The organism is Paenibacillus aquistagni (assembly GCF_900177815.1).
Lineage (GTDB): Bacteria > Bacillota > Bacilli > Paenibacillales > Paenibacillaceae > Paenibacillus_B > Paenibacillus_B aquistagni.
Window position 1 is genome coordinate 1,094,510 of sequence record NZ_FXAZ01000001.1, and the last position, 24,687, is coordinate 1,119,196.

General features: G+C 48.0%; 23 protein-coding genes and 1 pseudogene. 20 read left to right on the plus strand and 4 right to left on the minus strand.

Translation table 11 applies throughout. The annotated features are described in order from the left end of the window. Window positions 1–4: 4 nt before the first annotated feature. Window positions 5–583: a lipoprotein BA_5634 family protein gene (locus B9Y93_RS05200; protein WP_085493258.1), complete on the minus strand. Its 579-nt coding sequence runs from the start codon at window positions 581–583 to the stop codon at window positions 5–7. Between the two features lie 751 nt (window positions 584–1,334). Between B9Y93_RS05200 and B9Y93_RS05205 the strand changes: the two genes are divergently transcribed. Together B9Y93_RS05205 and B9Y93_RS05210 are read left to right on the plus strand one after the other, a co-directional pair. Next, on the plus strand, window positions 1,335–2,873 hold the full coding sequence (locus tag B9Y93_RS05205; protein ID WP_085493259.1) for an ABC-F family ATP-binding cassette domain-containing protein: 1,539 nt from the start codon (window positions 1,335–1,337) through the stop codon (window positions 2,871–2,873). Window positions 2,874–2,944: 71 nt separating this feature from the next. Next, window positions 2,945–3,722, plus strand: a pseudogene (locus tag B9Y93_RS05210) (MFS transporter). A 146-nt stretch (window positions 3,723–3,868) separates the two neighbouring features. Here B9Y93_RS05210 and csaA read toward each other — a convergent pair. Further along, window positions 3,869–4,198, minus strand: a complete 330-nt coding sequence (gene csaA / locus B9Y93_RS05215; RefSeq protein WP_085493260.1) for a chaperone CsaA — start codon at window positions 4,196–4,198, stop codon at window positions 3,869–3,871. A gap of 182 nt (window positions 4,199–4,380) precedes the next feature. Here csaA and B9Y93_RS05220 point away from each other — a divergent pair, with 182 nt between their 5' ends. Further along, entirely contained in the window at window positions 4,381–6,048 is a 1,668-nt protein-coding gene (locus B9Y93_RS05220) for a ribonuclease J (protein WP_085493261.1), read from the plus strand. 76 nt (window positions 6,049–6,124) lie between these two features. Further along, window positions 6,125–6,280 (plus strand): hypothetical protein, encoded by a 156-nt coding sequence (locus B9Y93_RS24510; RefSeq protein WP_176228852.1) that lies wholly within the window; start codon window positions 6,125–6,127, stop codon window positions 6,278–6,280. A gap of 111 nt (window positions 6,281–6,391) precedes the next feature. On the opposite strand, the gene B9Y93_RS05225 is transcribed toward B9Y93_RS24510, so the two are convergent. Further along, entirely contained in the window at window positions 6,392–6,943 is a 552-nt protein-coding gene (locus B9Y93_RS05225; protein WP_085493262.1) for a helix-turn-helix domain-containing protein, read from the minus strand. A 239-nt stretch (window positions 6,944–7,182) separates the two neighbouring features. Here B9Y93_RS05225 and B9Y93_RS05230 point away from each other — a divergent pair, with 239 nt between their 5' ends. Continuing rightward, entirely contained in the window at window positions 7,183–8,166 is a 984-nt protein-coding gene (locus B9Y93_RS05230) for a DMT family transporter (RefSeq protein ID WP_085493263.1), read from the plus strand. A gap of 174 nt (window positions 8,167–8,340) precedes the next feature. Here the strand turns inward: B9Y93_RS05230 and pdxR are convergent, their stop codons facing one another. Further along, window positions 8,341–9,753: a MocR-like pyridoxine biosynthesis transcription factor PdxR gene (gene pdxR / locus B9Y93_RS05235; protein ID WP_085493264.1), complete on the minus strand. Its 1,413-nt coding sequence runs from the start codon at window positions 9,751–9,753 to the stop codon at window positions 8,341–8,343. Between the two features lie 403 nt (window positions 9,754–10,156). On the opposite strand from pdxR, the gene trpD reads away from it, so the two are divergent. The 15 genes from trpD to B9Y93_RS05310 are packed head-to-tail and all read left to right on the plus strand — an operon-like array spanning window position 10,157 to window position 24,661. Then, window positions 10,157–11,194, plus strand: coding sequence for an anthranilate phosphoribosyltransferase (gene trpD, locus B9Y93_RS05240; RefSeq protein WP_085493265.1), 1,038 nt, complete (start codon window positions 10,157–10,159; stop codon window positions 11,192–11,194). Then, a complete protein-coding gene (trpC, locus tag B9Y93_RS05245; RefSeq protein WP_085493266.1) occupies window positions 11,181–11,996 on the plus strand; it encodes an indole-3-glycerol phosphate synthase TrpC in 816 nt (271 codons plus the stop codon). The genes trpD and trpC overlap by 14 nt, the downstream gene beginning before the upstream one ends. A gap of 17 nt (window positions 11,997–12,013) precedes the next feature. Continuing rightward, entirely contained in the window at window positions 12,014–13,210 is a 1,197-nt protein-coding gene (gene trpB, locus B9Y93_RS05250; protein ID WP_085493973.1) for a tryptophan synthase subunit beta, read from the plus strand. Continuing rightward, entirely contained in the window at window positions 13,207–14,022 is an 816-nt protein-coding gene (gene trpA, locus B9Y93_RS05255) for a tryptophan synthase subunit alpha (RefSeq protein WP_085493267.1), read from the plus strand. The genes trpB and trpA overlap by 4 nt, the downstream gene beginning before the upstream one ends. 17 nt (window positions 14,023–14,039) lie before the next feature. After that, window positions 14,040–14,672, plus strand: coding sequence for a phosphoribosylanthranilate isomerase (locus tag B9Y93_RS05260; protein ID WP_085493268.1), 633 nt, complete (start codon window positions 14,040–14,042; stop codon window positions 14,670–14,672). A gap of 21 nt (window positions 14,673–14,693) precedes the next feature. Further along, window positions 14,694–15,731, plus strand: coding sequence for a Gfo/Idh/MocA family protein (locus tag B9Y93_RS05265; RefSeq protein WP_085493269.1), 1,038 nt, complete (start codon window positions 14,694–14,696; stop codon window positions 15,729–15,731). Continuing rightward, entirely contained in the window at window positions 15,728–16,861 is a 1,134-nt protein-coding gene (locus B9Y93_RS05270) for a DegT/DnrJ/EryC1/StrS family aminotransferase (protein ID WP_085493270.1), read from the plus strand. The genes B9Y93_RS05265 and B9Y93_RS05270 overlap by 4 nt, the downstream gene beginning before the upstream one ends. Then, the gene (locus B9Y93_RS05275; RefSeq protein WP_085493271.1) at window positions 16,858–17,985 is read left to right on the plus strand and encodes a DegT/DnrJ/EryC1/StrS family aminotransferase; all 1,128 of its coding nucleotides are present in this window, start codon (window positions 16,858–16,860) and stop codon (window positions 17,983–17,985) included. Before B9Y93_RS05270 ends, B9Y93_RS05275 begins: the two co-directional genes overlap by 4 nt. Next, window positions 17,978–18,853, plus strand: a complete 876-nt coding sequence (locus B9Y93_RS05280) for a sugar phosphate isomerase/epimerase family protein (protein ID WP_176228853.1) — start codon at window positions 17,978–17,980, stop codon at window positions 18,851–18,853. The genes B9Y93_RS05275 and B9Y93_RS05280 overlap by 8 nt, the downstream gene beginning before the upstream one ends. Next, window positions 18,850–20,166 carry a M20/M25/M40 family metallo-hydrolase gene (locus B9Y93_RS05285; protein ID WP_085493273.1) on the plus strand — a complete coding sequence of 439 codons (1,317 nt, stop codon included), beginning with the start codon at window positions 18,850–18,852 and terminating at the stop codon, window positions 20,164–20,166. Before B9Y93_RS05280 ends, B9Y93_RS05285 begins: the two co-directional genes overlap by 4 nt. Next, window positions 20,163–21,281 carry an Ldh family oxidoreductase gene (locus B9Y93_RS05290; RefSeq protein WP_085493274.1) on the plus strand — a complete coding sequence of 373 codons (1,119 nt, stop codon included), beginning with the start codon at window positions 20,163–20,165 and terminating at the stop codon, window positions 21,279–21,281. Before B9Y93_RS05285 ends, B9Y93_RS05290 begins: the two co-directional genes overlap by 4 nt. Continuing rightward, window positions 21,278–22,198, plus strand: coding sequence for a Gfo/Idh/MocA family protein (locus tag B9Y93_RS05295; RefSeq protein WP_085493275.1), 921 nt, complete (start codon window positions 21,278–21,280; stop codon window positions 22,196–22,198). The genes B9Y93_RS05290 and B9Y93_RS05295 overlap by 4 nt, the downstream gene beginning before the upstream one ends. Next, the gene (locus B9Y93_RS05300) at window positions 22,195–22,584 is read left to right on the plus strand and encodes a DUF6917 domain-containing protein (protein ID WP_085493276.1); all 390 of its coding nucleotides are present in this window, start codon (window positions 22,195–22,197) and stop codon (window positions 22,582–22,584) included. Before B9Y93_RS05295 ends, B9Y93_RS05300 begins: the two co-directional genes overlap by 4 nt. 15 nt (window positions 22,585–22,599) lie before the next feature. Further along, complete coding sequence (locus B9Y93_RS05305) at window positions 22,600–23,280, plus strand: B3/B4 domain-containing protein (protein WP_085493277.1); 681 nt, start codon at window positions 22,600–22,602, stop codon at window positions 23,278–23,280. 13 nt (window positions 23,281–23,293) lie between these two features. Next, window positions 23,294–24,661: a nucleotide sugar dehydrogenase gene (locus tag B9Y93_RS05310; RefSeq protein WP_085493278.1), complete on the plus strand. Its 1,368-nt coding sequence runs from the start codon at window positions 23,294–23,296 to the stop codon at window positions 24,659–24,661. Window positions 24,662–24,687 lie beyond the last annotated feature (26 nt).

The following is a 24,687-nucleotide window of genomic DNA, read 5'->3' on the forward strand; positions in this document are numbered from 1 at the left end:
TATACTAAGATTCAAATTTGACTAATTGAACGGCTTCTACTTGATTGGAAAGATCCTTCATCTTTGCAGACAGGTCTTTACCTGCATTCAGAAGGCCTATGATTTTCTCTTCACCATTCATATTTTCATAATCTTTATTGCTTACAATGGCGAACATGTCTACTAATATACGACTATCACCAATGATACAGTTGCCGTCATAATGAAGCGCCACGCCGTCCAAGTGAAAGTCTCGTACTTCACTTTTTGCATATAACACGCCTGCTTGTTCCTTAACTACAGATGCGTTCTTTAATTTTGCAACCTTATCCTGATCTTTCACTTGCTGTAGGACAGCTGCATCCAAAAGTGCCTTGGCACTGTCAGCACTCAAAATCATGACTTTTCCTTTCTCTGTCTGCTGTTCTTTAAACGGAAGCTTTTTGCTGAATGTGGCATCTTTGCCGTAGGAGGTCAACGTATTGTCTACAGCCCGCTCTGATCCATATAGAATGACGCCATTCGCTTTATCGAAAAAAGTGCATCCTGTACCTACTATTGTAAAAATCATCATAACAGCCACCATTGTTCTCCATGCCTTCAAATATAATCCCTCCTTGAAATATTCAATGACACAAGCATATCCCACGGCTGATAGGGTTTGCTATGGAAGTAGATGACGATTAGCTTACATTGCTGCAAGCTAGTCGACAAAACGGATAGCATCAGGGATAATGAGGGATTTTATCAAGCGACTATGAATGCGTGATTTAGGAAAGCGACTGCTGTGTATATCGCATGGGGTGGCTGTTTAGGGCTTATTTAACTATAGTCTTTTTATCCATAAACAGCTGAAGTCATTCTCGATATAATAAGATGATCCCGTGGACCATGCCATCAGCACCCTGATCGACATTTGCGATGTGGTTTATTGACAAAACCAGAACAATCGTAATAAAATATGGCCATTGAAAGGAAGGTTTATCATGATTGCGTTAATTACTGAAGTTAGAATAACCAGAGGCTGCTCCGCACAATTGGAACAACAAACGATGAAGCGTTGTCCGGAGCTTAATCCAAGAGCGTAATGCTTATTTCATCGGTAGAATAGCAGGTGAATTTTCGCGTGCAATCGTACGCTTATTTTGCTATGCATTTTACTGGTGTTATTCGATTAAGAGGCTGTAGACAAGGTTTTGTCTGCAGCCTTTTGTGTGTCTTCTTCTCTAATTTACGAGAGGGAAGGCACCTGCTTGCCAATGCAAGCGCGAAGAAGCAGAAGGCTGGCACCATGTTGGTGCTTATGCCTTCTGCTTTTTTTTATTGACCTAAAAGAATGAAGTGAGGGATTAATCATGAGTTTACTTGAAGTTCAAGACATGTCGCATTCCTACGGTGACAAGGTGCTGTACAAAAATATTCAATTTGAATTATACAAAGGGGAGCACTTGGGGATAGTTGGACAGAACGGTACAGGGAAGAGTACCTTTATTCGAATCTTAATGGGAGAGATTGTTCCTGACAGTGGAACGGTTCGATGGCAATCGAACACTACCTTAGGCCATCTCGATCAATACGCAGAGATGGATGGAGGAAAGACGGTTGCGGAGTATCTACAATCTGCATTTTCCAATCTTTATGAGCTGGAGAGGGATATGAATGAGCTGTATGCACAGAGTGCTGCAACTGGCAAGGAACAATATCTCATCAAGGCTGCTGAGATTCAAGACACCCTTGAACGGTATGATTTCTATGCAATAGCCAGCAGTATAAATAAAGTCGTATACGGGTTGGGGATTGACGCTATTGGGGTTGATCGTCAGATCGATGCACTAAGTGGAGGACAGCGCACGAAGGTCATCTTGGCTAAGCTCCTGCTTGAGAAGCCGGATGTTCTTCTGCTAGATGAGCCTACGAACTATTTGGATGTCGAACATGTGGAGTGGTTGTCTCAATATTTAAACAGCATTGAACAAGCCTTCGTCGTTGTTTCGCATCATGTTGAGTTTCTTGAGAAGATTACGACCTGCATTGCGGATATTGAAGCACAGACCATTAAGAAGTACTACGGGAAATACTCGGAGTTCTTGAAGCAGAAGGCCCATCTTAGAGAGAATCATATTCGACAGTATCAAGCGCAGGTCAAGAAAATTGAACAAACAGAAGCCTTTATTCGAAAAAATATCGCAGGGGTCAATACGAAAATCGCCCGCGGCCGCAGAAAGCAGCTGGATCGCATGGAACGGATCGCACCCCCAACCTTTTTATCGAAGCCAACCATTCGATTTGGAGAGCTTCCGCTTCAATCGCATGTGGCGCTTGAAGTTCAAAAGTTAGCGGTCGGCTATGACAAGCCGTTACTGCCGCCAATTAGCTTCGAAGTGAAATCTGGACAAAAGCTTGTTATTACAGGCTTTAACGGCATCGGGAAGTCAACCCTGCTCAAAACATTAATAGGGCAGCTTCCGAGCCTTGCCGGCAGCTATCAATTTAATGACCAGGTTGTGACCGAATACTACGAACAGGATTTAAAATGGGCGGATGATTCCATGACTCCCATTGACATTATAGCAGAGCGCTATCCACGCATGACGACAAGAGAGATAAGACGTCAATTGGCACAATGCGGAGTGAAAGAAGACCATGTGACAAGAAGCGTTCGAACGCTAAGCGGGGGTGAGCAGTCTAAGGTTAAATTATGCCGGCTGCTGCTTACTAAGTGTAATTTGCTCATCATGGATGAGCCGACCAATCACTTCGATGCGGAGACGAAAGAAGCGCTGCAGCAAGCAATAGTCAGATTTGGAGGTTGTGTCATTCTGGTTTCTCACGAGCCCGCCTTCTATCAAGCATGGGCGGACCGCGTTGTAAATATAGAATCATTTATGAGATAAAGGTCATGCATGCAGCTTACAAGATTAGACTACCGTTCACGTATATCACACTTTCGACATCATCAGGGGTTATGCTGACCTTGTCTACAATCTGCGGCTTTTTGCCGCAGATTCATATCTCTTTATTTGCCGGTGTATGGGTCGATCGACATAACCGCAAACGGATGATTATGCTTGCGGATGGTGCAATTGCTGCAGCAACGCTTGCATTAGCGCTGTTGTTCCTTGCCGGATACCATGAGATTTGGCTGCTTTATCCCATTCTTTTGATTCGAGCAGCGGGAACGGGAATTCAGATCCCTGCGGTTAATGCTTTAATTCCGCAGCTTGTCCCGCATAATTGGCTAATGAAGGTTAATGGCATGTATAGCAGCATGACGTCCTTAATCATGTTCTTATCTCCTGCGGCAGGCGGGGCCATCCTTACCGCTTTCCCGATTGAAACCGTGTTTATGGTGGATGTCATTACAGCCATCATCGGAATCAGCCTGATGTTCACGATACAAGTGCCTACGCTTGTCAATAAGGTGGAGCCTCAGCGCTCCTATCTACACGACATCAAGGAGGGATTGCATTATGTAAGATAATTTCCTGATCGGCATCACGATGCCTTGCTTTAATTCGCCCATCACAGTTGTGCTCCAGGAGAAAGTGGAGGCACAGATGCATGGAAGAGTGTTCAGCCTGATGCAGGTGTCGAATTCATGTGCGCTTCCGCTTGGCATGGTGCTGTTCGGACCCTTGGCTGATATCGTCAAGATCGAAATGATTCTCCTATACTGCGGGTTTCTCGTCCTAGCGTGTACACTTTTTGTTTATTTCAGCAAGCGCTATACCTATACATTCTAATATGGCAAAAAGAGCCGCTTTTACAGCGGCCCACAAGCTGTCGAGTTCATCTCGGCAGCTTCTATTATTGTTAGCATGTAACTGGCTGTGCATGACTCTTCGGACTGCATCGCAAAGTATCCAATTAACATGAAACGAGTGTAGAGCTATGCAATCGGGGTACCGTTTACCAGAGGCTCATCAGGTCTTAACAGCACAACATCATCTTCATCTGGTGTGCCGCCAATAACGAGCACTTCTGATTTAAAGCCCGCTATTTTTCTTACTGGAAAATTAACAACTGCAACGACTTGACGACCAATAAGCTCCTCAGGCGTGTATCTTTTTGTAATTTGAGCAGAGGAGCGCTTAATGCCAAGCTCTCCAAAGTCGATGGTTAGTTTAATTGCCGGTTTGCGTGCTTCAGGGAAGGGCTCAGCATGTATAACTGTACCCACACGAATGTCTAGTTTTAAAAAGTCTTCAATCGTAGCCATAACGTTCCTTCTCCTTTTTATTGATAATGGATTAGTTTACTAAATGCAATAACGAATGACCAGCATCCTAAATGGCTAATAGTCAAACAATCCGAAGTATCTTCATGATGAACAATTTGTATAACAGGATAAAAATTCGCGCTCCACTTCATAATAAAAGGAAATACAAGTGGAGGGTCATTATGATGCAATCCAAAGAAGGACTTATCATTGCGGCATTAGGAGGTGTGAATGAGATTGGGAAAAACATGTATGTCTTTCAATACAATGATGATATTGTCGTGATCGATTGTGGATCGAAATTTCCCGACGAAAGTTTGTTAGGCATTGATCTCATCATTCCAGATGTAAGCTATTTGCTAGACAATCAAGATAAAGTAAGAGCGTTAGTTGTGACCCATGGCCATGAGGATCACATCGGAGGAATACCGTATTTGCTGAAACAGATCCAGATGCCAATCTATGCTTCCCGCTTAACACTTGGGCTCATCGAGATCAAGCTAAGAGAACATGGCCTTCTTAGAGAGACGAAGATGACGCGCATTGATGCCAACTCTACGATTGAGCTGGGTGCTATGACATGCAGCTTTTTTAACACAAACCACAGTATTCCGGATTGCTTAGGCGTTGTAATGGATACCCCGGAGGGGACGATTGTGCATACTGGGGATTTTAAGTTTGATTTGACCCCTGCAAATAAGCAGTATCCTGATCTTCATCGAATGTCTGATATCGGCAAAAAAGGCGTCTATCTGCTGTTGTCCGAAAGCACAAATGCGGAACGGCCAGGCTTTACGCCATCTGAGCAGTTGGTAGGCGTGCATATCGAAGAAGCGTTCAACCAAGCGAAGCAGCGCGTATTCATTTCGACATTTGCTTCGAATGTCAACCGTCTTCAGCAAATCGTGGATGCCGCAGTGCGAACGAATCGCAAGATATGCTTGCTTGGCCGAAGCATGGTGAATGTGGTTCAGGTCGCAACGGAGCTTGGATATTTAACGGTGCCAGATGGCATGATTCTTGAACCTAACGAAGCAGCAAAGCTTCATCCTGAACGCATGGCCGTTCTTTGTACAGGCAGCCAAGGAGAACCGATGGCAGCATTAGCACGTCTATCGAATGGATCGCACCGCCAGATGAAGATTGATGCAGGGGATACGGTTATTATTGCTGCAAGCCCGATTCCAGGCAATGAACGGGATGTCTCGCGAATTATTGATAATCTGTATGCAATGGGCGCCCATATTATCTATGGCTCTCAGAGCGATCTGCATGTATCAGGACATGGCAGCCAAGAAGAGCTGAAGCTTATGTTGACCTTAATGAAGCCGAAGTATTTTATTCCTGTGCATGGCGAATTCCGCATGCTGCATCAGCATCGCATTTTGGCAGAAGCCGTGGGTGTGCGCAGAGAACATATTTTCATCTTGAATAATGGCGATGTTGTGGAATCAAAAAATGGAGTCGTCCGCCAATTCGGCCAGATTCAGGCTGGACAAATTCTTGTCGACGGATTAGGGATTGGCGATATTGGCAATATCGTGCTTCGAGATCGCAGACAACTGTCTGCTGATGGGATTCTGATTATCGTTATCACCCTGAGCAAGACAGAAAGCAAGCTTATCTCTGGCCCCGATACGATCTCAAGAGGGTTTGTCTACGTTCGGGATTCGGAAGAGCTGATCGAAGAAGTGAACCAAATCGTTATCGCGACCGTAAACAAGATGCTTGAAGAACACATTACACAATGGAACGTAATGAAGAAGACCTTAAAGGACAGCTTAGGACAGTTTTTATACTCCAGGACGAAGCGAAGACCAATCATTCTTCCTATTATTATCGAAGTGTAGCAGATTGGCATAGTCGTAAATCCATGGCTGATGAATGTCATTTGTTGGATTAGTGGATAAAAGGGGTTCAATTGTATTGACATCAATTCTTCGTTATCCGGTCTTTGTTCAGCAGAACAACTATACAGGCTCGAATCCTCGATTAGAATCACATTCCATGCTGCTCAAGAAGGCAATGGCTTATATGGAGGAGGAACTGCTTGCGATTCCATCTGCGCTTCTGATTCCATGAGGCAAGACCGTAGAGAGCGTGCTTCATCGACTCTTTGTATAAAATGAATCACGCTGCAGCCCATCCCTAGGGAAGTTCTTTAGGGGATGGGCTGCTTGTTGTACTCGGCGTTCACTTATACGTAATCGTCAAATGCATGATCGCTTGTGTGCCCGAGTGATTTGCATATACATGCTTGTCTGTAGCGGTGAATTGAATGGAATCAAAAGCTTTCAACGCATAGGTCGCCTCCCCAATCGTCAAATGAACTTCTCCTGCCATGACAGTTGCAATCTCTGTTGTCCCCGAATGATGTGCTTCAGGTTCATAGGTGCAATGTGGCATTAAGTAAGCACGATACATGCCGATCATATCTTTGGAGCTGCTATACAGAGGCTCGATGCTCCAGCCATGCTCGTCCGTGATTTGAGGCCCTTCGCCTGCTCGCCAGATGTTCACTTCATTCTCAGGCTTAAGCAGGGACATGAGTGGAACAGACAAGCCGTTGGAGATCTTCCACAGCATGCCAAGGGTTGGATTTGTTTCTCCACGTTCAATATTTCCTAAGGTCAACTTACTAACGCCCGTCTTAGCCGCAAGCTCCTCCAGACTCAGTCTTTGTTCCTTTCTCAGCTCGCGAAGGGTTGATCCTACAGCTTGAATCAGCTTTTTCGTTTCATCCATGTTAGCCGTCCTTTCACTACATCCTCATTCATCAATATTATTTACTATACTTAGTTGATACATCTACTATACTATACTTTTTGCAATGGATTTTATGTGATCCGGTTCTCATTTCATACAGGATAATAAACGAAACAGTGTAATAAAATATATTATACTTTACTTATAGCCTAGTTATGTATATTATTATATACCGAAACAACAAATAACAGCAAATGCATTGAAGAGGTGAATGGAAAGTGAGAGCTGTACTTGTAGGGATACTTTCATCCTTGTTTTTTTCTGCAACATTTATTATCAATCGTGCGATGAATCTGGGCGGCACGAGCTGGGCTTGGACAGCATCGCTTCGATTTATACTGGCACTCCCGTTCTTATTGCTAATTGTTGCTTATCGTAAGAACCTCTCGCAGTTGTTAAAGGAAATGGCGAAGCATCCATTCCAGTGGCTGCTATGGGGAACGCTTGGCGGAGTCGGCTTTTACTCGCTGCTCAGCTTTGCTGCTGCATATGCTCCTTCTTGGCTGACATCCGGAACCTGGCAGGTGACGATTCTAGCAGGCGCTTTACTGTCTCCGTTATTCTACGTGACAGAGCAATCTTCTACTGGCAGCCGCAAGGTAAGACAATCGATACCGTACAAGAGCCTACGCATCTCGCTAATCATTCTAGCAGGCGTCATCCTCATGCAGGTCAAGGAGGCTATGACAGGACAGGTGGAATTAAGACCATTCTTACTGGGATTTGTCCCTGTTGTCTTAGCTGCATTTTTCTATCCGCTTGGCAATCGTAAAATGATGGAGCTGTGCGAAGGCAGAATCGATACATTCCAGCGTACACTTGGCATGGCGATAAGCAGCATGCCTATTGCCATCTGCTTAGGCATTTTCGGGACGGCCACTGTAGGCCTTCCTTCCAGCGGACAGCTGCTTCAAGCCTTGCTGCTTGCCTTGTGTTCTGGGGTTATCGCAAGTCTATTGTTCTTCCTTGCTACAGATATGGCAAAAGATAATATGGGCTTGCTCGCCGCCGTTGAATCCACTCAATCCGGCTCTATGATCTTTACCGTACTTGGGGAGGTCTTGCTCCTGAATGGTGCATTCCCGCGAGGGTTGTCCTTGATCGGAATGATTGTCGTGATCATCGGCATGGTTGCGACCAGCTTAATCAACGGCAAGCAAAGAGTTCGCCCGAACAAAGCCAGCGTGCAGGTGAATCGTTAAATGAATCAGCAGGCAGCTATCCGCCATTTGGGACGATGTGAATACATGTAAGAAGTAAGTAATCATGAATCATGTGAATGCCTATCAGTCCATATTGAGAGCAAGAGAACCGATGGAGGTTTCAGCTCTCAATGGGGCTGCTGGATCAAGAAAAGAATGGTTCGAGGACGATTATCACCGTTCAGCTTGAATGTTCTTCCATGCAATTTCCAATCGTTTAACCCCTTCTTTGATTTCCTCCAATGTCAAATGTCCATACCCTATGATCAAGCGATGAGCATGCATGCCTTTTTGAATGGCATGTTCCTCAACGGGATACACCTTAATCCCCATCTGCTGGATGATCGCTAAGTTGTGTGAATCGAAGACCAGATCGGGAAACTCGGCTATCAAGTGCAGTCCAGTCGAATACCCATACAACCGAACTTTTTCTTTAAATGCAGCTTTTAAGCGCGATATAAGGTAGTCTCTTCTTCTTTTGTAGATTTTCTTCATTTTCAGAATATGCCGATTCAAATATCCCTCATTAATGAAACGGGCTAGAATCAGTTGATCTATGGAAGAGGAGTGAAGATCTGAGTATCGCTTAATCATTCGGGCTCGATCCACTAATGCTGATGGCAAGATGATATATCCGAGTCGAAGCGCGGGAGATAATATTTTGCTGAAGGATCCAATATAGATAACGCGTTCAGGCTCAAGTCCCTGCAAAGAGCTTACAGGACTGCCGTCATACCTAAATTCACTGTCGTAATCATCCTCGACCAGAAAGCAGCCTTTTTTTCTAGCATAATGGATCAACTGCACTTGTCTTTGGATAGGGAGTACCCCGCCTAATGGGAATTGATGTGAGGGTGTAAAAAAGATAAATGCGGGGTCTAGAGAAGCTGGAAGAAAGGATGTATTCATTCCATGATGATCGACAGGAACGGGATAAAGGTCAGCTCCCGCTGCCTTGAACATGGTTTGAATGTCTTGCGTGATGGGATCCTCAATAATAACTTTATCACCTGTAGTAATGAGAAGCTGCGCGACAAGGGATAGGGCTTGAACGGCTCCTGAGGTGATAATGATTTGCTCAGGGCGGCATACAACCCGCCTAGTCTTCAGTAAATAGTGTGACAAGAGCTCCCTTAATTCAATGCGTCCCTCAGGATGGTCATATTCCAGCAGTGTGGAGGAAGCTTCGCTCCAAGTATGATAAGCGAGCCTTGCCCAAGTCTTCCTAGGAAACTGATCCAGGGATGGCAGTCCAGAGCGAAAATCGATGATCAAGTGATCCTGGGATGCTTCTTCGGTTCTTCGGATGATGGATGCTGAAGGCAGCGGATCTTTTTTTAAATAGATTCCCTCAGCAACAAAAGTTCCTGATCCGCGCTTGGACACGATGTATCCTTCTGAGAGCAATTGGTCGTAAGCCTCTAAAATGACATTGCGTGATACGCTTAGCTGAGAAGAAAGCTCTCTTGTGGAGGGCAGCTTCTCTCCAGAGCGTAATTCGCCGTTTAAGATACGCTCTCGAATTTGTTGATAGATCTGTCGAATGATCGAGAGATCGGAAGAACGTGTGATCGATAAGCAGAGCATTCGCATTCCCCTCTATTAAAGTGGTACCATAAAAGTTTTTTGGAATTGGTACTCAAGTGATTAGATTCGACATGGTAAAGTAATAGCAATTAAGTCACGCATCAAACTCGTCTTCCTTCATCTATGCCATAAGCAGCTAGCTGAACTTCCATAGCAGGACTTCCTCGTCATCCTCGTGATGTTGAACCTATTCAACCATTCCAGCCATCGCTCGTCACTTTATGACATTAATGCTTCACTCTAAATATCGCTAGTGAAGTTTTTCCGCCCAGTAAATTTACATTACCATATATTACATTGTTTTGCATGTTCACTTGCACATTTCTGAAAACGAAAAAACGCTTTCATTAAAATAGCAATTCTTTCAGCAAGTTTCCTAATTTCGATGAAGGAGTGAACGCGAATGATACAGGAAGCCATTCAAAAAGTGCTGAACAACCAATCCTTAATGCTAGAGGAAGCCGCTGATTGCGGCAGACAGTTGTTTAAAGGAGAATTATCACCCGCGCAAGCAGGGGCATTCTTGATGGCTTTGGCCGTCAAGGGCGAGTCTAAGTCAGAAGTGCTAGGAATGCTCAAAGCGCTTAGAGAGCATATGATCTCGGTTGAGCCAGTGGAAGATGTTGTGGATGTGTGTGGAACAGGAGGGGACAAGCTGCAGACGTTCAATACGTCGACGGCTGCTTCGATTGTCGCGAGCGCCGCTGGAGCAAGGGTAGCCAAGGCAGGGAATCGTTCGGCAACATCCCCTTGCGGGAGCGCTGATTTGTTAGAAGCCGCCGGCGTACGCATAGAGCTTAAGCCAAGCGAGGTGAAGAGATGGCTTGCAGAATGCGGATATGCCTTCTTATTCAGCCCGCATTATCATCCTGCACTAAAGCCCTTGACAGCCATTCGAAGAGAGCTTGGTGTAAGAACCATCCTGAATATGCTCGGACCGCTTGGCAACCCACTGTGTCCAACACGGCAGCTGCTAGGTGTGTCTAAGCAGGATGATCTACAGCTCTATGCTGAAATTTTAGCAGAATTGAAGGTTGCGCATGCGATGATCGTGCATGGACTTGATGGCATGGACGAGATTACGCTTTGCTCGCCTACAGATGTTATTGAAGTAAGACATGGAGAGATCCAATCATGGAGATTCGATCCTTCATCGCTTGGACTCCGCTATATCTCGCTTGAAGAGATACGAGGAGGAGATGCCAAGGATAACTATAGATTGCTGCTGCAAGTAGTGCAGGGCGGTACGGGTCCAATTCGGGACATTGTATGCGTGAATGCAGCTGCGGTGCTAGTCGTTGCTGGACGCGCGGAGAACTTGCAAGAAGGCTTCCTGCAAGCGAGTCATGCGCTTGATACTGGTGCAGCTTTCAAGAAGCTTGAAGAGCTTGTTCAACGATCACATGTAGAGAGAGGAGCAATATCCCATGTTCATGCTTGATGAGATTCTAGCTCACAAAATAATCGAGGTTGAGGACAAGAAGGTACGCTATCCGATGAGCCTGGTAGAGAAAAAGCTGGCTCACGCTCGATCGGTTCGTGATTTTTTTGATGCGATGAAGCAGCCAGGCATCTCGCTAATTGCTGAAGTAAAAAGAAAGTCTCCCTCCAAAGGAGAGCTGCGTCAAGATTATGACGCGTTATCCCTTGCGAGAACCTATTCGCAGCATGGAGCAAGAGCCATCTCCGTGCTTGCCGACGAGGCCTTTTTCGGGGGAGGAGCCCATATCGTTGAACGTATTGCCAATGACGCTCAGGTTCATCTACCTGTTATGTACAAGGAATTCGTCATCGATCCTTATCAAGTATTCGAAGCTCGCTCAGTAGGGGCCGATGCCGTCCTACTCATCGTACGAGCCGTGGCTCCAGCAATGCTGCCTCAGCTAATCGAGACTGCCCATCAATTGGGCATGCAGGCGCTTGTAGAATGCTTCACAGTGGAGGAGGCCAAGCTAGCTGTAGGCTCGGGTGCTCGGATTGTAGGCGTAAACAATCGAGATCTTCAGTCCTTCGAGGTAGATCTCGAGCGCTCTGAGAAGATTCGAGCCGTGCTGCCTTCAACGACGTTAACCGTGAGCGAGAGCGGGCTGTCCTCACGTGCGGACGCTCTGCAAGCTGAACAGCTGGGCTTTGATGCAATGCTGGTAGGAGAAGCCATTCTCAAGGCTGACAATGTAGCGCTTCAAGTAAGGTCCTTTGCTGGCTTACATGAAGAGATGAAGGACCCTGTGCTCAACGATTAGGATGGGAGCTGATGATGATGAAAGGCTTTTTTGGTCAATTCGGCGGCGCATACGTCGCAGAAACCTTGATGGGCAATCTCGAACAGTTGGAGCAGCAATATGAACAGCTGAAGGATGATGCTCAATTTCGCAGTGAAATCGCACAATTGCTGAATGAATTTGTCGGCAGACCAACGCCGCTTACGCCGTTGCGCAAGATGAGCAAGGACACAGGGGGAGCGAAAATCTATCTAAAGCGCGAGGATTTGACCCACACGGGTGCGCATAAGATCAACAATGCGCTTGCACAGGCCGTGCTAGCGAAGCGGATGGGCAAGCATCGTATCGTTGCTGAGACAGGAGCTGGCCAGCATGGTGTTGCTGTCGCAACGGCCTGTAGCTTGCTTGGACTAGAGTGCGTTGTATATATGGGCGCATTGGACGCGGAGCGACAAGCACCGAATGTACAGCGCATGAAGCTGCTTGGCGCCGATCTAAGACTTGTGCATATCGGACAGCGAACACTCAAGGATGCGATCAGTGAAGCGATACGCGACTGGATCACGAATGTACGTGAAACGCACTATTTGCTTGGATCTGCCGTAGGGCCGCATCCATTTCCGACCATGGTCAGAGACTTTCAATCTGTCATCGGCGAAGAAACAAAGAGCCAGATCCTGCAGCTTGAAAATAGACTCCCCGATTGCGTAATCGCCTGTGTCGGAGGGGGGAGCAATGCCATTGGCATGTTCAGTCCATTCATCGAACATGAGGAGGTTCGTCTCATCGGTGTTCAAGCAGCTGGTGAGGGGATAGAGACTACTCATCACGCCTCGCCGCTGATCAAGGGTTCCCTTGGGATATTCCAAGGCGTCTATACGTACATTCTCCAAAATGCGGATGGCCACATCCAGGAGACACATTCTATCGCTCCAGGACTGGATTATCCTGGCGCTGGCCCGCAGCACAGCCATTTGAAGAACACTGGACGTGCGGAATATGCCTATATTGATGATCGGGAAGCACTAGAAGCGTTTGAATACCTGTGCCGAGAAGAAGGCATTCTTCCTGCGCTTGAGTCCTCTCATGCCGTTGCGCATGCGCTCAAGGTAGCCAAGACCATGACTGAAGACCAGATTCTTGTGGTGAATCTGTCAGGTCGTGGCGACAAGGATCTGAGTCAAGCCATAGAGGCTCTTGAGCGAATGAATAAAGAGGAGGTGTCTATCCGATGAACCGCATTCAAGTGACCTTTGACCAGTTGAAGCAAACCGGGGAGAAGGCGCTTATTCCTTATATCCCTGTAGGCTATCCTGCGCTTGAAACCACCGAGGAGTTGATACGAACGATCTGTGAATCAGGTGCGGATCTATTGGAACTGGGCGTCCCTAACGGAGACCCACTCGCGGATGGCCCTACCATTCAAGCTGCTAGCACACAAGCGATAGCAAATGGCACTACGCTTCGCTACTGTATTCAAGTTGTACAGCGATTGAGACAATCAGGCCTTGACCTTCCCATTATATTTATGGGGTACTGCAATTCATTTCTCGCTTATGGCCTTGAATCGTTTGCAAGAGATGCCAAGAATGCCGGTGTAGACGGGCTTATTATTCCAGATCTTCCTTCAACGATGGCTGGTCCATGGGTTGACATCTTTCGTCAGCATGAAATCGATCTTATCTTCTTCCTTGCGCCAACGACAAGTGAAGAGCGCGCCGCATCAGTTGTTGAGCAGGGCACTGGCTTTGTCTATTGTATCTCGGTGACCGGCGTGACTGGCGCTAGGGATGAGCTGCCAGAGGAGCTGCCTCAATTCATTAGCCAGGCGAGAGAAGCCACTTCGCTTCCACTGTGTGTTGGCTTTGGCATCTCGACACCCAAGCATGTAGCCGAAGTCAGTCAATATGCGGATGGCGTGATCGTTGGCAGTGCACTTCTTCAGGTCATTAACCACGCTCCCAAGGATCAGATGCATACGAAAGTTCGCGAGTATGTCAGCTCCTTAAAGGAAGCGACCATCTCTGCTGCAAGTTCCACGCGATAAAGAAAGGAGGGTTAGCCGTGGTTCGTGTTAAGATCTGTGGAATTATGGATCAAGCATCCGCATGGGCTGCTGTGGAGGCAGGTGCTGATGCAATAGGGTTTGTCTTCACCAGCAGCAAGCGGGAGATTGCGCCTGATGCTGCAAAAGCAATCATTCAATCGCTTCCTCCGTATGTCACAACCGTAGGGGTGTTTGTTGATGAGCCGCTGCATAGGCTTAATGACTTGGCCAATTACTGCCGCCTTGATCTCATTCAGCTCCATGGGGACGAGTCTCCTGTCTATTGTGAGCATGTTGATCGCCCTGTCGTTAAAACCATTAAGGTGAAGGAAGCGAGTGATTTGCAGCTAATCTCTGCGTACAAGCACGTGACGAGGGCACTTCTGTTAGATGCCTATGTTGCTGGCGAAGCAGGAGGTACGGGGCACAAACTGCCCTGGCATCTTGCCGTTCGCGCGCATGAGCAGGGGACCATCATTCTTGCGGGGGGCTTGGATGCGCGCAATGTAGAGGAGGCGATTCTCGCCACACGCCCCTTTGCCGTTGATGTAAGCAGCGGCGTTGAAACGGACGGCAGAAAAGATCAGCATAAAATGCTTGCATTTGTCCAGCAGGCTCGTGCAGCGAGCCGACATTTGGCCATTCTATAACGAAGAGAAGGGGGAGTCCGAATGCAGCAATCCTTGATTGTAGGCTTCGGAAGAGCAGGACAGGGGCTTCATTTGCCCTGTCTGCGCAAAGCCTGCACTCATTATTCTGATCTGGATCTATTTGATCCGCTTATTGGCGTTGTGGATCCCCATGTCAGTGCTCCGCCTCAAAGCGATCAGCAGATTCAATGGTTTCCTCATCTTGATCACGTTCAAGACTTCGATCCTTCCACAACCGTTGTTCATATATGCACACCGCCCGATCTGCACGAATCAACGCTGCAGGCGGTTGCAGAACACGGATATAAGAAGATCATCATGGAGAAGCCGCTCACGACCACGATGGATAAGCTTGAACATATTCGCTTCATGAATGGACAACATGATCTTGATTTGCTCGTTATCGCGAACTGGCTGTCCAGTACGCTGACTTCATACTTACTCGATATGATTCGCTCTGGAATCTATGGCGCGCCTATACATATTGCTGCTGAACAGAATAAGGCGCGCTTGGCGAAGTCTCTGCGTGAGACGAAGCAGTCAAGCGCATTTGACATCGAGATTCCGCATCTGGTTGCTCTTGCCTTATACCTTGGCGGAACCGATGCTGAAGTGCTGACGGCAGACGCTCAGCCTATGATAACGCCAGAACGCACCATCCCTCATATGGGGCATGCCCGAATGACCTTGTTGCACCATGACACAGGGATAACTTCTGAGCTCTATTCGAACCTCGCGACCCCGATTCGCAAACGTGTTGTACGTATTACCTTCAAGCATCATACCGTAGTTGGCTACTTCCCCTGTGCGCAGGATGACAGTTATTCATGGGTGAAGGTGTATGACTCGAACGGCTGGCTGATCGACACACAGGTATTCTATGATGATCCGCTGTCGGCTGTATTTTTTGAGTTCTATCATTATTATGACGGACAAAGCAGAAAGCCAATAAGTGATCTTGCTTTTAATTCACATGTCGTGACATCGATCTGTCGAGCCAAGGCCTTATGCGGCTTGAATTTCACAGAAGTGCATCTTGAAGAAGGGGTGTTTTCATGAGTGTTCCGTTTTTCTCTACGACCCATTCCTTTACGAAGCAATGGCCGTTAATCGAGGAGAAGCTGGATCGGGTAATTGACACCGGTCAATTTACTAATGGACCGATGGTTAAGGAATTGGAGAGAGCGATTGAGGTTTTCACAGGAGCGAAGCATGCGATTGCCGTCGGCAACGCCACTGATGCACTCATCATCATGCTTCACGCCGCAGGCATTGGGGAAGGGGATGAGGTGCTTGTACCCAGCTTTACCTTCTTCGCCTCCGCTTCAAGCATCGCGCATGTTGGAGCTGTCCCTGTATTTTGCGATATCGATCCGATTACCTACAGCATTCAGCCCGAAGAGATCGAGCGCAAGCTTACATCGCGCACGAAGGCGATCATGCCCGTGCATCTCTTTACGCAAATGGCGGATATGGATCAGATCCGCAAGATTGCTGACAAGCATCAGCTGCTCATCCTAGAGGACAGTGCCGAGGCCATCTCCATGTTCAACGACGGCTTGCATGCAGGCTTGGTCGGAGATGCGGGTGTCATCTCCTTTTTTCCAACGAAGACATTAGGCGCCATTGGCGATGCGGGAATGATTCTTACGAACAATGATTGGATCGCGAAGCAGGCAAGAAGGCTGCGGCTGCACGGGCAAGACGAGGGCATCCCATACATTCATCATCTTGTTGGATATAACAGCCGCATGGACGATATTCAGGCTGCTGTTCTGCTTGTACGTCTTCAGTGCTTGCAAGGTGAAATTGCAAAGCGGGCGTATCTGGCTGCTTGCTATGACAGAGAGCTTCAGAAGCTTGTTCAAGTCCAGACACCAAGGATTAAGGAGCGCACGGATACTGCGAATCCTGTCTACTATGTGTATCTTATTGAGGTAGAGCACCGTGATGATCTAGTCGCTTTTCTAGCGGAACATGAAATTGGAACGGAAACCTATTATCCGATTGCTCTTCATACCCAGCCATCCTTTAAGGAACTGCGGTATGAGGAGGGCAGCATGCCAAATGCTGAGCGAGCTTGTACACGAACGGTAGGGCTGCCATTGTATCCCGATATGACGGAGGCGGATGTTGCTGAAGTATGTCAAGTGATTGAACAGTTTTTTGAAAGAGAGGATAAGCGATGAACGTACCTTTTTTCAATTATGAAGCAAGATATGCGCAGGACAAAGAAGTGATCAAGGATATGATCTTTCGAGTTGGCACCTCCAACAACTTCATTTTGAAAGAATGTGTAGCTGCGTTCGAGGAACGCATTCGCCAGTATACGGGGGCAAAACATGCTATTGCAACCTGCAGCGGTACAGGCGCATTAACAATCCTGCTGCGAGCAATGGGCGTTCAATCTGGAGTGGATGTGCTGACACCTGCCTTCTCCTTCATCTCTACAGCAAGCACGATCTCTTTGCTGGGTGGACGCCCAGTCTTTGTGGATGTGGATCCGCGGACAGGCATGATGGACCCTAACGATCTTGAAGCGAAGATTACGCCAAACAGTCGTGTCGTCATTCCTACTCATCTCTTTTCGGTTATGGCTGATATGAGGGCAATTAACGAAATTGCAGCGCGCCATCAGCTAGTCGTTCTAGAGGATAGTGCTGTCTCCTTGGGAGCAAGCATGCAGGGAACCATGGCTGGACTGCTTGGCAAGGCAGGACTCTATTCCTTCTTCCCGGCGAAGCCGCTAGGCGGGATTGGCGATGGAGCGATCATCGTGACCAATGACGATGAGCTTGCCACTAGATGCCGTATGCTTCGCAATCATGGCCAAGATGGAATAACAAGGTTCTTGCACCATCATCTCGGCTATAACCATCGGATGGATGAGACGGTCGCCTTGTATTTGACTCATAAGTTAGAGCGCTTTGACTCTCTGATAGCGAGAAGAGCTGAGATTGCAGGGCAGTATCACGAGGCCTTTAAAAGCTTGGCTCCTCAGATAGAAGTCGTGCTTGATGACGATTATGAACGTGTGTATTACACCTATGTGCTTCAAGCGGAGGATCGGGATGGGCTTCGACACGATCTGCATGAACGCGGCATCGAGACTCAGATCTATTATCCAGAAGCGCTGCCGCTGCAGCCAGCGTTCCAGCACCTTGGCCATAAAAGAGGAGACTTTCCACATGCGGAAGGTATCGCGAAGCGATCGCTCGCACTGCCGCTATATGCAGAGATGCAAGATGAGCACGTTCAATATGTCATCGAGTCCGTTATGGCTTATTCATCGAAGGTGAATGCTTATGTCTAAGGCGCGCTTTAGGCTGTCTGGCCTAAGTGATGAAGCAGGGCAGGCGCTGGACAAGCAAATTCTCGCTCATCTTGAGCTGGATTGGAGAGAGATCGAGCTAAGAAGTGTACAGGGAGCAGCCTTCTGCGACTGGACAAAGACGGAGTTCAAGGAAATTCAATCCAAGCTGTCGAGCACCGGCCTTCATGTTACGACGGTTGCCTCCCGCATTGCAAATTGGGAACGTCCAATTACGGCGCCAATCGAGAGCGATCTAGATGAGCTGAAGCGTACAGCTGAACGAATGCGAGCGATAGGGGCCAAATATGTTCGCGTTATGTCCTATCCGAACGATGGGCTGGAAGAACAGGACTGGAGAGCACGTGTTATTGACCGCATGCACCAATTGACAGCTCAGGCTTATTTGGAAAATATCATCTTGCTGCATGAAAATTGCGCGGGCTGGGGAGGCGCTTCCTATAAAAATACCCTTGATCTGCTTCAGCAAGTCAACCATCCCTCTCTAAGGCTGCTGTTTGACATTGGCAACGGGATCGCTTATCGCTACGATGCCTTCGAATTTTTAAAGGAAGTCTGGCCGTATGTGGAGCATGTACATGTAAAAGACGGCATGCTGATTGATGGCAAAGCGGTATATACCCTTCCTGGGAAAGGACATTCCAAGGTAAGGGAGTGCTTATCATGGCTGATCGCCCATGATTATAAAGGAATTTACGCGATTGAGCCCCATCTGCATCTCATCCCGCATTTAAAGCAGAAGGGACAAGAGCAAGATCTGCTTCGCTCCTATATTCAATATGGAGAAGCATTGGAAGAGCTGCTAGACCAACTGTCGAAATCTCGGATCGAGGAGGGAAGTCTGCAATGAGTGTACGGCTTCACGAGGAGCACACTTCCTTATTGATCAAGCTGCTTCAGATGAATACGATCACGCCGATGGAGACGGGACTGCCCTCTGAAATAACGAGAGCACAGCTCCTATATGCCAATTACGCGGTTAATCGTTTAGGCGGCGAGGTCGTTTATCATGAGTCAATCGATAAGGGCCAACTTGGAGAAGAAGGAACCCCGCTATCCATCTATGAAAGGGCTGCTGAGATGGGACCTAGCTTCTGGGATAATCAGACGAATATGGTTATTCGCTTTGGCCCGAAGCGCCCTGCGGAGCAGACTATCATGTTCAATTTTCATATGGATACCGTTGATGGGCGCTTCTCAGCATCTTTTGATGGAGACCTCTTCATCGGGAGAGGCGCTGTCGACATGAAGGGTCCAGGGGTGGCCTTGCTGGCAGGCATTGAGGCTGCCATTCAGCAGGAGCCTGCGCTGCTCGACGATCTCACGTTATTGATCCAATGCGTGGCAGGAGAAGAAGGCGGGGCTATGGGAGTATACGGCACGAAAGCGCTTGTTGACAAAGGATATATCGGACGCCTAAATGTCTTTGCCGAGCCCTCAGACGGAGTATACTTTGACCGATCCAGCACCTCGATGACAGCACGAATTATGGTGCTGGGAGATGACGCCACAGATGATGCTCCGCACACGGGACATAATGCTACTGTGCTGCTGGGCTTCCTTGCCCATACGCTGATGAAGGAGCTAACAGGGCGAATCGAAGGCGAAGGCGGCAAGATGTGCATCGCAGGCATTCATACGGGCATGATGCATAACAAAGTATACGGCCAAGGACAACTGCTGATCAATTTGGCTTACACGAGCGTAGAAAGCGGAAGAAGAATGGAACGTTGGCTGGAGGAAGTATATCGTGCAGCGCTTGATCTGTTTACGTCGGAGTTCAGTTCACTTTCCGCTGCGGTGAGAACAGCAAGGGATGCGCACGATATCTGCCATCTGACATGGTTGAAGAGAGGACTTCCGGTGCTGTCAAACCGCGATCCTGCGCTTGAGGGATTGCTTAACGATCTAGGGTGGAAGCGCAATCCGGATGACTTCGCTGAGCATGCTTTCACTTGTGACGCGATGTGGGCACAGCACCCTGATTATTACACCATCGTGTTCGGACCGGGTAGTCTTGGCGGCAACCATGCCCATGCTGATGGGGAGTATATTGAGCTTCAGGAATTGGAGAAATATGCAGGTCAAATTCGAGATCTAGTATGTGCCTATCATGAGCACGCCTCGATGCATAAGTCTCGTGTAGAGGAGATGATGAGATGAATCATCAAACCGTATATGTATTACAGTCAGAGCTTCATCAATTTGTAGCTGATGTGTTTATGAAGTGCGGCGTCTCAGAAGAGCATAGCCATACGGCAGCACGTGTGCTGTGCTATGCAGATGAAAACGGCTTTGATACCCATGGCGTGGCGAATTTGGACCGAATCTATGTTCAGCGCCTAGTGGATGGAAGGGTTGATGCGGCAGCTGATCTGAGTATCGTGACGGATTCCCCCGGCACGGCAGTGATGAATGCGAATCACGGACTTGGCCTAGTTGCAGGTGCCCATGCCATGGAGCTTGCAATCCAGAAAGCGGAACGCTTAGGGATTGGTTGTGTTGTGGTTCGGGGCAGCTCCCACTTTGGCAGTGCCGGCTATTACACGAAGCAGGCGCTTGATGCGGGGATGATTGGCATTGCCATGACGAATCTTGGGTCTCAGACCATTGCGAGGCCATTAGGTGGTTCTGTGAATATGATCGGTACGAATCCGATCGCCATGAGTGCGCCCGCGAAGCAGCAGCCGCCATTCGTGCTAGACATGAGCACGACTGTTGTCGCGACAGGCAAGATCAGAGCAGCACAGCGAAGAGGAGAGTCAATCCCAGAAGGCTGGCTCATTGATGACAATGGACAGCCTGTAACAGATCCTCATGCTTACGATGAGGGCACTGGACACTTGCAAATGCTTGGCGGCTCCTTGGCTACGGGCGGTGCAAAGGGATATGGGCTTGGACTGATGGTTGATATTCTGTGTGGCATTCTGTCTGGCGCGAACGTTGGTCCTGATCCAAGGCTTCTGGAACCAGATGGCGCTGAGCATGCGCTTCAAGATCAGAATATCGGACATTTCTTTTTAGCATTGAACGTAGAGGCGTTCAGACCAGAAGAAGAATTCAACGCCCACATGGATGCGATGCTGACAACGCTTCTCCAATGTCCGCCTGCTGCTCCATCTTCTAGAGTGGTATATCCCGGGTATCTTGAAGCGATTCGCAAGCAAGCATCCGAATGTGTGGCGCTTGATTCCATCGTCGCAGAGCAGCTGCAAGCCTTGGCGAAGCGCCTGCAGTTAGCCTTTCCCGCTACGTTGAAGGAGGTTGTTCATTCATGAGCATTCGTGTGGGCATGATTGGCATGGGAGTTATCTCGAAGTTCTACGTGCATGCCTTGCAGCATCAATTGAAGGATCCTGTGCTGACAGCTGTCTGTGACCTTAACAAGGATCGCATGGCTGCGTTCTTGGGCACGGGGGTCAACTGCTTTACCGATTATCACGATCTATTGGCCTGCGATGAGATCGATGCCGTTGTGATTAATGTTCCTAACGACAAGCACTTTGCGATATGCCGTGATGCACTGCTTGCTGGCAAGCATGTCTGCTGTGAGAAGCCATTAACCTTGACACTGCAAGAGGCAGAAGAGTTGACAATCCTATCTCGTGAAACGGGCCTTACGCTCTTCACCGCCTTTCATCGCAGGTACAACGTTCATTTTGTACGCGGCTTAAGTGAACTGTCCATCATGGATGAGATTCAAAGCGTGAAGGCCAGCTATTTGGAAAAGATCGAAGATCATGCAGGCGATGATAAATGGTATCTTCAGCCCGATCGCTGCGGGGGAGGCTGTGTGGCGGATAACGGACCAAATGTGTATGATACCCTTGCTTATTTCCTTGGCCACATGACAGTACAGCACGCACATATTACAAGAAACGAACAGCAAGTAGATGTAGAAGCGCACGTCGAGCTTGTCACCCATAAAGGCATTCCGGTCCATGTTCATCTGGACTGGGCCTATCCTCACGGAGAGAAGAAGGATGTTCACGTTCTTCTTAAGGATGGCAGAGAGATTGATATCGACATGCTTGAGGGGTTCGCAGCGTTCAAATCTTCGCTGTATCACGAATATGAGGAGATCCTTATCGATTTTGCACGCCAGATTGAAGCAGGGGGCTGCCATGGCGAGGATGGACTCGATGCCGTTCGCCTTGTACACGATACTTATAAGGCTGAGGTGCAGCCTGTATGACCGAAACGCTCAAGCGCACCGTGGAAGGCGTGTTTGTGAAGCTGCTCTTTCATAAGCAGGAGATGCGCGGCATGCAGCTGATTGAATTCGAGACAAGATGTATCAAAAAGGGAGAGATCCATGAGATAGTCACGACTTCACAGCAGGACGCCGTATCCGGAGACGTGATCAATCGAGTTGGATTCTTGGGTTTTGCGGAGATGACGTGCGGCGGCGTGATCGAAAGAGGCGATGAAGTATTTGTCGATGGCCGCAAAATAGGCGCAGTCGTTGGATTCGACGAGTGTCATTATCCCAATCACTATAATATACTCATCGCTGTGCAGGACACCCTAACTGCGGATGAGCTTCAGCTTAGAATCGAATCAACCATTTCATTCGGATAGCCGTTAGGAGGACCTATGTACCAGACTATTGCCATGACATCTGAGGTGAGAGAGAGACTGCCTGAAGTACATGTATTGGCGGTCAAGCTCAAGCTAAAGCCGCTGAATGAAGCGCCAAGCTCCATCCTGTTTGAAGAGGATTGGCATCGATTGCATCAGCAATGGAAAAACAGCACCAAGTCCGATGTAGCCAACCAGGAAAAGCTAATGGCCTATCAACAGTTCTACCGTGATCAGCTAGGGCTGAATGTAAAGAAGACGCCGCCATCTGTTCAAAATCTGATTCAGCGCTATCTGATTAAAGATACACTGGAGCGATTGCCTGTCATTCATCCCATCGTAGATGCTGTGAATGTCGCTGCGGTATCGCATCTGATCCCACTTGGCGTATTCGATGCGCAATGTGTAGAAGGTGAGGTGCAGCTGGCGCTCTCTCATGGAGGTGAGGAGTTCCAGCCCCTTGGCAGCTCGACCCTTGAATCCTTGCCACCCCATATGCTCATCTTAACGGATGAAATGAAGGTGCTGTCGCAATTTTGCTACCGGGATTGCGAAGCGCAGAAGATTACAGAGAACACGCAAGAGGTATGGCTGCTTGGATGCCAAGTATCAGGCATCTCGGCTCAGACGGTTGAAGCAGCGCTTGAGGAAGCACAGTTCCAGTTGAAACGTATCTATTCGATATCGAATTCATAAGGTGAGGTGGACAATGTTGAATCTGAATCTCGAGGAAAAAATTAAATCCAAGCAAGCAGTTGTCGGCATTGTCGGCTTAGGCTATGTTGGGCTGCCACTTGGAGTAGCCTTCGCTCAGAGCGGATATAAGGTAATTGGAATCGACCTAAGTCAATACAAGGTAGATACACTGAACCTTGGAGACTCCTACATCTCGGATGTGGACGGGAAAGCGGTTCGGCAGGTTGTCGAAGCTGGGTGCTTCTCCGCAACGACGGATTACTCGGTGATTCAAACCCTGGATGCAATTATCATCTGTGTACCGACGCCGCTCAGCAAGAATCAAGAACCTGATCTATCCTATATTGAATCGGTGGTCACGGAGCTGAAGCATTATCTTCAGAAGGGCTGCCTGGTAGTACTGGAGAGCACAACATATCCGGGAACAACAGAAGAGCGAATAGGCAAGAAGCTGGAAGAGGCTTGTCTTCATGCAGGTATTGATTATCATCTGTGCTACTCGCCTGAACGAGTGGACCCGGGCAACAAAAAATATCAGATCCGCAATACGCCGAAGGTGATCGGCGGGTTAACGCCAGCTTGTCTTCATCTGGCAGATCTGCTTTACAGCAGCATTGTGGATCAAACCGTGCTCGTCTCGAATCCAAAGGTTGCGGAGATGTCGAAACTTCTGGAAAATACATTTCGCAGTGTAAATATTGCATTTGTAAACGAAATGACACTTATGTGCGATGCAATAGGTGTTAATATATGGGAAGTTATCCAAGCGGCATCCACAAAGCCCTTCGGGTTTATGCCCTTTTATCCTGGACCAGGCATCGGGGGACACTGCATCCCTTTGGACCCCATGTATTTGGCTTGGAAGGCCAAAGGGGATAATTTCTTCAGCCGATTCATTGAGCTGTCTCAAGATCTGAATCGCAACATGCCTCGATATGTGGTGCGCAAGATCTCTGAGCTCCTCAACACGGAGAAGAAATGCATCAACGGCTCGCACATTCTGCTGCTCGGAATGGCGTACAAGCCGGATGTGAATGATCTCCGCGAGTCGCCAAGCCTCGAAGTATATGAACTGCTTCAGGAAAAAGGCGCCTTGGTAACTGCAAATGATCCATTCTGCAATGTGATGTTCGACTCGCGAGGACAGCGAGTAGAGATCGAAGATCATATGGACTATGCCACGATTCATGGCTATGACCTCGTTGTATTGCTTACTGCGCATTCTACTTACAATCTGCATCGAATTGCTGGCTCAGGCGTCATGATCCTTGATACTCGCAATGCCTTCTCTGGCATTCCTTCTTATAATGTGAAGCGCATCGGCGATCTGTTGGAAGCCGCCTCGCCTGTGCATCATGAGAAGATCCTTGTCGGAAGGTAAGTCACGAAAGTCAAGGGGGAGAGAGT